The 10,606-nt window shown below is 30.3% G+C and carries 9 protein-coding genes and 1 rRNA gene; 1 reads left to right on the top strand and 9 read right to left on the bottom strand.

Translation table 11 applies throughout. The features are described from left to right. Positions 1–594: 594 nt before the first annotated feature. The 5 genes from J2Z44_RS20820 to J2Z44_RS20800 all read right to left on the bottom strand — a co-directional run bounded on the left by J2Z44_RS20820 (position 595) and on the right by J2Z44_RS20800 (position 5,200). Positions 595–1,608, bottom strand: coding sequence for an ABC transporter ATP-binding protein (locus tag J2Z44_RS20820; protein ID WP_209650036.1), 1,014 nt, complete (start codon positions 1,606–1,608; stop codon positions 595–597). A gap of 11 nt (positions 1,609–1,619) precedes the next feature. Then, positions 1,620–2,426 carry an ABC transporter permease gene (locus tag J2Z44_RS20815; RefSeq protein WP_021282659.1) on the bottom strand — a complete coding sequence of 269 codons (807 nt, stop codon included), beginning with the start codon at positions 2,424–2,426 and terminating at the stop codon, positions 1,620–1,622. Then, positions 2,423–3,301: an ABC transporter permease gene (locus J2Z44_RS20810; RefSeq protein ID WP_209650035.1), complete on the bottom strand. Its 879-nt coding sequence runs from the start codon at positions 3,299–3,301 to the stop codon at positions 2,423–2,425. The genes J2Z44_RS20815 and J2Z44_RS20810 overlap by 4 nt, the downstream gene beginning before the upstream one ends. Continuing rightward, a complete protein-coding gene (locus tag J2Z44_RS20805; RefSeq protein WP_209650034.1) occupies positions 3,301–4,536 on the bottom strand; it encodes an ABC transporter substrate-binding protein in 1,236 nt (411 codons plus the stop codon). The genes J2Z44_RS20810 and J2Z44_RS20805 overlap by 1 nt, the downstream gene beginning before the upstream one ends. 73 nt (positions 4,537–4,609) lie before the next feature. After that, positions 4,610–5,200, bottom strand: a complete 591-nt coding sequence (locus tag J2Z44_RS20800) for a CDP-alcohol phosphatidyltransferase family protein (protein ID WP_031271779.1) — start codon at positions 5,198–5,200, stop codon at positions 4,610–4,612. Between the two features lie 365 nt (positions 5,201–5,565). Between J2Z44_RS20800 and J2Z44_RS20795 the strand changes: the two genes are divergently transcribed. Further along, on the top strand, positions 5,566–6,303 hold the full coding sequence (locus tag J2Z44_RS20795; protein ID WP_021284628.1) for a TVP38/TMEM64 family protein: 738 nt from the start codon (positions 5,566–5,568) through the stop codon (positions 6,301–6,303). Between the two features lie 262 nt (positions 6,304–6,565). On the opposite strand, the gene J2Z44_RS20790 is transcribed toward J2Z44_RS20795, so the two are convergent. The 4 genes from J2Z44_RS20790 to rrf all read right to left on the bottom strand — a co-directional run. Next, positions 6,566–7,699: a heterodisulfide reductase-related iron-sulfur binding cluster gene (locus tag J2Z44_RS20790; protein WP_209650033.1), complete on the bottom strand. Its 1,134-nt coding sequence runs from the start codon at positions 7,697–7,699 to the stop codon at positions 6,566–6,568. Positions 7,700–7,998: 299 nt separating this feature from the next. Beyond that, positions 7,999–8,682 carry a TVP38/TMEM64 family protein gene (locus J2Z44_RS21710; protein WP_242833437.1) on the bottom strand — a complete coding sequence of 228 codons (684 nt, stop codon included), beginning with the start codon at positions 8,680–8,682 and terminating at the stop codon, positions 7,999–8,001. A 566-nt stretch (positions 8,683–9,248) separates the two neighbouring features. Continuing rightward, a complete protein-coding gene (locus J2Z44_RS20780; protein ID WP_021284624.1) occupies positions 9,249–9,950 on the bottom strand; it encodes a YdjY domain-containing protein in 702 nt (233 codons plus the stop codon). Between the two features lie 562 nt (positions 9,951–10,512). Then, a 5S ribosomal RNA gene (gene rrf / locus J2Z44_RS20775) occupies positions 10,513–10,606 on the bottom strand; the annotation flags it as partial.

The following is a 10,606-nucleotide window of genomic DNA, read 5'->3' as shown; positions in this document are numbered from 1 at the left end:
ATCGCTGACTTGTTAAAGTCATTTTGTGAACTGTTAGTTCACTAGAATTAACTGGTTTTACCTTTTTCTCTGTTTAATTTTCAAAGACCAATTTATCACTACACTGTAGCGATATCACCATCAACTGATGACTTATATATTCTATCACTTTTAAAACTTATTGTCAACACTTTTGTTTTGAAATTTTAACTTACAATTCAAAACTGTATTGAAGCTTTTAGCAATGTTGTCCGTTCTTGTGGACAAGTAATATCTTATCATAAATAAATTAATCATTCCGTTCAAAAGTCTATATAAAATAATTTTTTTCTACTTTTTCTCTTTTTTTCTATCTATTTCTGCTTATTTCTAGTAATGACACACTGGGAGCAGTATATATTAATTTTGCGTGAAATATATGAAAAATTTCAAACTAAAATCTTTTTTCTCACCAGCTTAATCCTTAATTTATTTTATTAAACAATGTCCTTAGAAAAACTTTATTCGTCTTACACATAAAATTATTTACTTTAATAATTATTACTTCTAAAAGAAATTATGAAAAGAACACTTTGATATAAGGATTCAAAGTGCTCTAATCTTATTATTATTGCCTTAGTATATATTAATTGCTTTTAAATTGAATTTTAAAAATCCTTTATCTCCAACTTGAAAATTGCTATTATTTGAAGTTAAAGTTAAAATAGAATTATCATTTATTGATACTTTATAAACCGTGTTTTTACCCGCATATTTTCTATCTAATACTATGCATTTGATTTCAGATGTTTCTTTTGTTAGTTCTATTTCATTATATCTAATTAATAAATAAGCTATATCCTTATTATCTATAGGGGTATTATAATTTCCTATATTGCTTATAAAAACCCCATCTATGATTTTTCCTTGAATATAATTAGCCTCTCCAATAAAATCAGATACTTGTCGTGTTGCTGGCGCATTATATACTTCTCCGGGAGATCCATACTGATTTATTTCACCATCCATTATTACTGCAACTTTTTGAGACATCATAAAAGCCTCTTCTTTATCGTGAGTAACCAAAATAGTGGTTATTTTAACTTTACTTTGAATATGTAAAACAAAATCTCTCATTGTTTCCTTAAGATTTGTGTCTAGATTTGAAAAAGGTTCGTCTAAAAGTAATATTTTAGGCTGAACAATAACAGCTCTTGCAAGAGCTACTCTTTGTTTTTGTCCCCCTGAAAGTTCATGAGGATAATTTTTCCCCTTGTCCTGCAGTTGTATTAGGTCTAGCATTTCAACAATTCTTTTTTTTCTCTCTATTTTATTTACCCCTCTTACCTTTAATCCAAACCCTATATTTTCTTCTATGGTCATATGAGGGAATAGCCCATAGTCTTGAAATACTATTAGTGCATTTCTTTTATTACTTTCTAATTTTGTATAATCTTCTCCATCAAAAAAAACCTTTCCTTCATCAGGGAGTTCTAACCCGGCAATAACTTTCAATAGAGTTGTTTTTCCACAACCTGAAGGTCCAAGTAAAGAGACTAATTCTCCTTCTTGTATCTCAATATTTATATCCTTTAAAACTTTATTACCATCAAAGGATTTATATATATGTTCTACCTTTAAATTAGCCAACTTTCAACCTCCTATAAATATAAAACATTATTCATATTATAATATTTTTTCACAGTTACTTCCATGAGACCTAAAGAAATTAAAGCTACAAATATAAATATTATACTATAAATTGCAGCTGTTTGTACCTGTCCACCTTGTACGTATGGTATGAGTATCATAGGAATAGTAATAATTTTTCCTCCTCCAATTAAAAAGGTAGTTATATATTGGCTTAGTGATACAGTAAAACTCATTATTGCAGCTGATAAAATCCCCGGCATTATCATTGGTAATGTAATGTGCCTAAATACCTGAAACCTATTTCCACCTAAAATACTTCCTTGTCTTTCATATTTGTCACCCAAAATTTCAAATACATTTAAAAGTATTCTTATAGCATATGGTAAAGTGAAAACAACATGAATTAAAGTAACTCCTATAAAAGTACCTGTTAACCCAACTTTAATCATAGATATCTGTATGCCAGTAGTAATCGTAATGCTTGGCACTATAATAGGTAGAAGTACTAAAACCTTTATAAATTCTTTTCCTCTAAACTTATAAATGGCTAATGCCTTTGATGCAGGTATTGCTATAACAAGAGTTAGTCCAGTAGTTAAAATTGCTATCATTATACTACTTATTATTGCTTTCAATGTATCTTTGTTCCCTAAAAATACATAACTAATATATTTTAGGGATAGATTTTGGGGAGTTAGCTCTGGATAAGGCCACATACCACTTACTGTAAGCATTAAAAGTAGTATTAGAGGTATACAATTTCCTATAACAAGGAAATAAAATATCCCTTTACTTATAATAGTTTTACTTTTCATATGATTCCTCCTTCTTTTCCTTTCTTTCCAAAGTACTTGAATATCTGTGTGTATCCCAGTACTAAAAGTAATGAAATAGTAGAAATTATCACATTTGTTACCATTGTATAAGGTCTGTAAGCAAAGTCTGGATTCGTATAATCTATATAAGCCTTAACTGGAAGCATTGATTTTGCAGGACTTCCTAAAAGAAAAGGAACTTCAAAAGCTCCAAAATCAAAAGCAAAGGTAATAAGAAAAGATGATAGTATTGAAGGTGCTAAAAGTGGAAGAATTATATAAATTACCGCTTGCATCGAACTAGCACCTAAGTTTAAAGCTACATCTTTAAGTCCTTTGTTTAAGTTTTTAAGAACAGAATATACGGTTAATGCGACATATGGAATTTGCTTATATAAGTATACAAAAATTATTCCAATCCCTTTTTCATCATAAATTAAAAGTGGAAAGTCTGAAGGTTCCTTTATTATTCCTATCAAATACATTACTCTGGAAATAATGCCAGTCTGAGAAAAAATATAAATAACAACTAATATTCCAACCAAATGAGGAATTATAATTGGAGTTTCATAAAGACCATAGGATAATTTGCCATCCTTTTTAACTTTATCTAATAAAAATGCTACTAATATTCCAATTCCTACAGAAAGTATAGAAGAAGCTAATGATATGTATAGAGTATAAGACAAGGAGCTTAAAAATTCCTTGTCTTTTAAAACTTCACTATAAAATTTAAAGGTGAATTCTTTTAACCCTATAAAGGGAAGATATCCTAAACTTTGAATAACTCCATTTATCAATCCCATGAAAAAGATTAATGTCATTATCAATAAAAATGGTAGTACTAAAATGTATGGCTTGTATTTACTATTCATTACTCTTTTAATACTTTCTCCTCCCATAGCTTTTCTATTATTGTTACCTTTTCAGCGCTAACTTCTGGCTTTCTTTTAGAAAGTAATTCATCTGGTGTTAAAATACCTTTTCCATTGTCTACTTTGCTTAATGTAGACTTTTCCTCTGAAGATAATTTACTTACATCAAACACCGGAAGATCTCCCCAGTTTTTTACATCATATTTTGTAGTCTGCATTTCAGCACTAATAATATGATTTATTAAAGCGAGTCCTGCATCTTTATTAGGTGCATTAAAAGGAATTGCTAGATAGTGAGTATTTCCAATGTTTCCTCTATCAAAAACAAAGGTTTGGGATGTTGCTGGAAACTCACCAAGTGCTATTTTTTGTGCTGCAAACAAAGGAGTATAGCTCATTGTCATTAGCATTTGACCATCTTGGTACATTTTATTTATAACAGAAGTTTCTTTTGGATAAGTTTTTCCCTCTTCCCAAAGATATTTTTCTAGTTCATTTAAATAATCAAAAGCTGGTTTAATAACTTTATAGATTTCTTCCTTATCAGCTTTAGCATTATTAAGTGCATCAAATCCCACAATATCATATATAACATTTCTAACGAAAGCACTTCCAGTAAAGTCCGGTGGTGCTGGATATGTAAATTTGCCTTTATTAGCCTTGGCAAACTCTAAAAGCTTTTCTGTACTTGTTGGAAAATCCTTAACTTTTGCACTGTCTGAAACAAAAACTAATTGAGCCTTACCATAAGGAACTTCCATACCTTCAATCTTGTTTCCAAAATCATAATTCACTTCTAAGTCTTCAGTATTTAAATATTTACTATAGTTTGTAATCTTGTCTGTTATAGGTCCATACAGTAGTTGATTTTTCTTTGCAGTATAGAAATTTTCACCATTAATCCAAACTACATCAATATCACCCTTAGTACTTGCAGCTTGTTTTTCATTTGAAAGTTTATTTAGTATCTCGTCAATATTCATAGATACTCTATTTAGAGTAATATCATACTTTTCCTTTAAGCTTTTAGCTACTACTTCATCTAACCATTTATTTATTGCTGGATCTCCTCCCCAACCATAAAAGTTAACAGTTTTTCCTTTTGCAGAAGCTAAGGCCTCATCAAAGTTCTTAGGGTCTCCATTTGAGTTTGCAGTATTTTTATTTCCGCATGCTGAAACAAAAATCATCATAAATGACAATACCACAACTAAAATTCGTTTTAATTTCTTCATACATACCTCCAAAATTATAAATATATTTTCACCTAGAATACTAGGGTATAAAACTTAAATAGAAATCTAAAGTTTACTTCAAAATTCTTTTAGCTTCAAAAAATCTTTGGGCTGCTGTAAATAATATCATAGCAGCAAAGATAATTAATATAATTTCTCTAAACCTTGGTAAAATTGCAGCTAGAGAAATCATTATAAACCCTTCTGTTCGTTCTGCAAGTCCAGCTTGATAGTAGAAAGACTTATTTCCACTTTTTTCTGCAAGAGCACCTACAGTTAGGAATATTGTCATTGATATAATAATAGATCCTAAAACAAGTGAAATATATACACCTATATTAATACTTGTGGTCATGCACTCTATTGCAAGAAGCATGGCTATTTCTACTATTCTATCAAATAGTATATCCATTAAGGTCCCAATACCACTAGAGGATTTTGTTTCTCGCGCAATAGTTCCATCTAATGCATCAAGAAATCCTGATATCCATAATAAAACTATCCCTAAAATTGGGCTCCAAACGCATGCCACTATAGCAGCTATTAGTCCTATAATAAAAGCCATTATTGTAACTTGATTAGCAGTAATTCTCTTGCTAATTACAAAGGTTGCTATATTTTCAAATAAAGGCTGAAAATACTTTCTTCCTCTTGTGTCTAACATCCTACTTTCTCCTCCCCCTTCTAAATAATACTTCTGAATAACATCATTCTTAGTACTATCCTTCACAATAAAAGTAGCACTTATTTATTAATAAACTTCAAAGTTCTGGATTGTGTTAGAATTTTTTCTTTTATTAGTTATTTTTTGAACCTATATAAACCCCTTGAAACAATCCCTATTATTTAATCATAAGGTGATAAATTAATAAACCTTATATATAATTTTTGTATATTTTATTTTTAAATAGATATTTTTTTTTCATTTAATATACCTATTCGATTTCAACTAACCTATAGTATAAAATTAATTTTGGTATAAACACATGGTGTTTGTTTAAATTTTAAACTTAAAATAGGAGGTCCTAAGTGATAAATAAAATAAAGATTTCATTAAAAAGTTGTTTTGAAAATAAGAAATTCCTAAACATAACAAAGTGGTCAACATTGTTAATCTTAATAATAGTTACTTTATGCTTTACTAGAAATATAGATTTTCTTCATGAATGCACCCCTGAAAATGTAAAAAATTACGTTAATTCCTATGGTGTCTTAGCTCCACTAGTTTATATAATCCTATTTACATTATCAGCTGTTACTTTATTTCCTGATTCGGTTTTAGCTATTTCAGGTGGAATGTGCTTTGGTTTAGCTGGTGGATTCATATATACATTACTAGGTGCTCTTGGTGGTGCAACCTTTGCCTACTATTTAGCTAAAAGCCTTGGCCAAAACTTTGTTAAAAAGGTCATGAAAAAAGATATTTCTAAATTAGAGAATGCAATGAAAAAAGGTGGATTTTATATTGTTTTCATTCTAAGACTCATCCCGCTTGTTCCCTTTGATGTTATTAGCTATTGTGCAGGTTTTACAGGGATTAAATATAAAGATTTTGCATTAGGAACACTAATAGGAACAATCCCTGGTATATTTGTATACATAAATCTTGGAGATAAAACTACAGAGATTGGTTCCTCTAGCTTCTATCTCTCTATAGCTCTTCTAATTGCTCTTATCCTAGGTTCACTTTATCTAAAAAAGAAAATTTCTTTGGATAAAATTGAAACCAATAACATTAATAATCAAATTGAAGAAAATACTCTATAAAATACTAACTAAAAGTATATAAGTTAATAACTTAGTTCTATATATTAATTTCCATTGAAACCCCATGAGGATTCAAGACTTCAGCATTTGTATGGGATATTTACTTAACTAAGAAGATTGGCAATGTTATAACAAATTTACGTCTCTATACCATTGCCACTTTCTTATACTTAAACTTACTTTCAAAACTATTAGCTCTTAGTAACTTTAGTTTAATAAATAAAAAACAATGCATGCTTATATGCTACAATTTGCTATAAAATTACTTAATTGTTTTGGACTTTCTCTTAACCTGAAATCTATTCATCCAGGATTTCAAAGAACCTACTGCAGTTGGCATAGAAGATTTACTTGTCCATATATCCTTAAATACTAAATCTAGTATGTGTAATGAGTGTTTGCCACCTTGAACCATTGAGTTTCTACATCCTCCACAATAAGTTACAATATAATCAGTATCACACTTCATTGCACTGTCCAGCATTATTTTTTTTGATAAGTCAGTATTTACAGTATGAATCATTCCTCCTGTACCACAACATGATACATTCTTTTCTTTCTGTTCCTTTACTTTATAACCTAACTCATCCATTATACTTCTTATACTATCTTGTAATTCTATATTCCTCATGGAGGCACAAGAATCTTTTATAGAAAACTCTAAGTCACTTTCACTTCCTATACCTTTAGCACCCTCAGGTACTCCTAAATCCCTAAGTACTGTCCAAAGAGATTTAACAACATATTCTGGACTTTCCTCACCTACAACTTTAAGACAAGATTGACATGCTGTTATTATTTCCTTTGCACCACTATTCTTTATCATATTATCAAGATTAGAGTACTTTTTCTTAAATTCATCACTTTCTCCTAAGTCTTTTGTAGGTCTTCCACAGCACCCTAGTAGTAGCCCTGTCCCAGGTATTTTATCTTTTATATATTCATAAACCTTAAGAACTAATTCATAGTTATATGCACTTAAACTACATCCAGGCATAAAAAGTCTCTCAACTTTATCAGATTCTTTTACAATCCCTGTAAACAGAGGTGAAAAGCTAAATTTTTGATGCATGTGAATAGTTTCATGGCCTTTTAGTGGTGAAATTCCATTATTCTGCTCAACGATATCTTCCCTTAACCCCATAAAGGCATCTTGTATATCTAAATTCTTAGGACATACTAAATTACACTTTCCACATAAACTACAGGAAAATGGAATTATAGTCTCTATATTTTTACTTTCGCACACATTGGTGAAAAATTCCTTAGGCTTATTGCAATACTCCTGAAGCATTAAGCAACTTTTCACACATTTGCCACATTGAATGCACCCATCTTTAATACTATTAATTTTACTTAGAGTATTTTCTTTTTTAACAATATATTTATCTTCCATGGCAACTTCACCTTTCTATAATTTATCTACAAATACAAATAAACTTATATTAGTTACAACTACTCTTAATATGTACCTTATACTCTAAGAGAACTTCAATACATCACCCTTCATAAAAAGGCCTTGTAATTTAATCAAAAGAGCATAAACTTCTATTTGTGGTTCTATTTATTCTCAGCGTTTCTATTTTAATTATAGCATTCAGTTATGAAAGCTCTCGAATTTTGACGATTTAAAAAGCCTATAGATTTATTTAATCCTATAGGCTTTCATAATTCTAATAGTTTGTTAATCCCTTACTAAACTATTTCATCTTTTTCATTACTTTTATTTTTATCATTATATACTTTCTTTGCAATACCTATTACTATTGATAAAGCAAACAATGTTAATAATCCAACGAACAATTTCTGAGCTCCACCAGTGAGAGTTCCTCCAACATATGAATACACAATTGTTGCTGGTAATTGGCCTAATCCTGTTGCTATGAAGAAGGACCAAAACTTCATGTTAGTAAGACCAGCACCATAACTTACAAAGTCAAAGGAAACAAAAGGTAAAAGTCTACAAATTAATATTGCGAACTTTCCGTATCTTTCAAAGAATACATCTATACTTTCCATTGCACCTTTGCTAGTAAGTTTTTCAACCGCATCTCTACCAAGAACTCTCGCTATAAAGAAGCATAATGCTGCTCCTGCCATAGCAGATGCCCAAGATAATATTGCTCCTTGCCACCATCCGAATATAGCTGCATTTGAAAGAGTAATTAAGAAAGCTGGAATTGGTGCAGCAATTGATTGAAGAACCATTAGAGTAAATGATACTACAATTGCCAATTTACCGAATGATCTCAAATAATCAATTACTATTGTGGTATCTAGTTTAGATATTGTACTAAAGGCTTTATTTAAGCCATTATGAAGAGAAGGAATGGTAAAGTAGCAAAGCATAAAAATTGCTATACTAACAATTGCAACCATTCTTCCAATTCTTCTATTTCTCTTAACTTTTGCAACTTGCTCTTCATCTAGTTCTTCTCTTAAGTCTTTTAGTTTTACTTCCTTTTGTTTTAAAGCTTTTCTTTCTTCCCTAGTATATTCCTTCTGGTACTTTCCAACTGTAAGTACAATATATAGGTTTATCATATTTACCACTACTGCACAAATAATAAAAATAGGCCTTACTTGTGATACAGGATTTGTAAGTAATAGTGTTTCTTTTGTAATATAAAAGAATTGTTGTAATCTTCCTGTGATTAAAGCCAGCAAAATAGTTACTAATTCAATGATATAAAATGAATACTTCCAATCCAGTCTTTTCTTAGAAATACCAACCATAAGTCCAAAGCCTGCGAAAATGTACATTACTAATCCTAGCCCTAACATCATTTCATATGCTACACTAAAGAACATTAGCATACATATAAGAAACCCTAGTGCTATACCTGTAGCAGTATAGTAAAATAGCAATCTTAGCTTTCTCATAAACTACACCCCCCTAATTATTTTGTGTGGTATGTCCACACAAATCTAAAAAGTAATCCATACTATTTAGCAATTGAGTATATAGTAGCTACATAAGTTCCGTCTTCAGGAAGTACATCTTTATTTGCAGTAAATTTAGCTTCTTTAGTTTGTTCTACTGCACCATAAGAATAGGCAGTGTTTGATATTATACCAACTGGGCAGCTATCAAGACACGATAAACATCCTGTATTCTTAGCTTTAGCTCTTTCTAAATTTCCTCCAAACTTGAAAGCTATTTTATTTCCATTACTATCTTTAATAACTTCATTAACATCATATTCTTTACCAGCACCATTCCAAGTAACCTTTAAATTAAGTGCTGTGCCTTCAACTTTAGTCGTTGTAGCATTATCTGGAGTCATATTATTTCCTGGCTTAGCTCCTATCTCTATAAGTGCATTATAGAAGTCAGCATGATTTCCGTATGCAGTAAATACAGACTTAGCTCCATTAGATCCATCCTTGAATACTGAAGCGTGACGAGTTACCTCTGTAAAGTACTTACCATTTACTTGAGTTAGTACAGTTACAGTACCAGCTTCTTTATCAACTTTTATTGGATTTGCTAGTGATACACCAGCTACTTCATCAGGTGCTTTTGATTTTTCCTCTTGTTTTTGAGCTCCAGCTGAGTCTGTGCCCTTATTAGAACTACATCCAACAAAGCCCATCATGCTTACACATAATACCGCTGCAATAATTGCTTTTTTCTTTGAATTCATTTACTATTCCCCCTTGTTTAAATACAATATAATTTTCTTCGGAATTCCATAAGTGTTAGTTTTCCTAAGTTTTTATTGCTTAGGCTTTTATATTTCCTCTACTATGAAATAATAGCGTTACCACAAAAATAAAAATAACTGGTGGTAGAACAAACATAAAACCTGTTCTCTCATAGGTTAATCCTGTTTTATTTTAATGGAAATTTGTTTTGCAGTCAAATAGAAGAAAACTATAGATATTTGTCGAACTATAGCGAAATTTTATTGCAATCAAGAAGTGTTTTTTATCATCACCGTTACTGAAAAAAATTTAATTATAATTTGTTATTTTAACTAAAGTAATTAAAATAGCTATGTATTCAAAGTAGTCTTATTTGAATTTTTATATAATGTGGAGGTTAAGCATTTTATTTTAACCTTTCTTCTATTTAATTTATCTAAAAGCAATACTACCCAATATAAAATTGTCTCTTTTGTGTATAAACTTATTAACGTTAAAATAAATTTGCCTTAACATAAAAAGACACTAAGATTTAACTTAGTGTCTTTTTTCTACTATTGTACCTGGCGACCACCTACCCTCCCACAAAGTCTCCCTTGCAGTACTCTTGGCCGTTTAGAGCTTAACTTGCGTGTTCGGTATGGGAACGAGTGTA

It is taken from the genome of Clostridium punense (genome assembly GCF_017874425.1).
GTDB classification, from domain to species: Bacteria; Bacillota; Clostridia; order Clostridiales; family Clostridiaceae; genus Clostridium_J; species Clostridium_J punense.
Note: the sequence above shows the minus strand (reverse complement) of the source record. Positions and strands in the feature narration are given on the sequence as shown.

Bases quoted from the DNA above. Each gene is read 5' to 3' on its own strand.
- J2Z44_RS21710 (WP_242833437.1), bottom strand. From the start codon at position 8,682: ATGGTTGCAATTGTTAGTATAGCAATTTTTATGCTTTGCTACTTTACC.
- J2Z44_RS20810 (WP_209650035.1), bottom strand. From the start codon at position 3,301: ATGAATAGTAAATACAAGCCATACATTTTAGTACTACCATTTTTATTG.
- J2Z44_RS20790 (WP_209650033.1), bottom strand. From the start codon at position 7,699: ATGGAAGATAAATATATTGTTAAAAAAGAAAATACTCTAAGTAAAATT.
- J2Z44_RS20800 (WP_031271779.1), bottom strand. From the start codon at position 5,200: ATGTTAGACACAAGAGGAAGAAAGTATTTTCAGCCTTTATTTGAAAAT.
- J2Z44_RS20780 (WP_021284624.1), bottom strand. From the start codon at position 9,950: ATGAATTCAAAGAAAAAAGCAATTATTGCAGCGGTATTATGTGTAAGC.
- J2Z44_RS20805 (WP_209650034.1), bottom strand. From the start codon at position 4,536: ATGAAGAAATTAAAACGAATTTTAGTTGTGGTATTGTCATTTATGATG.
- J2Z44_RS20815 (WP_021282659.1), bottom strand. From the start codon at position 2,426: ATGAAAAGTAAAACTATTATAAGTAAAGGGATATTTTATTTCCTTGTT.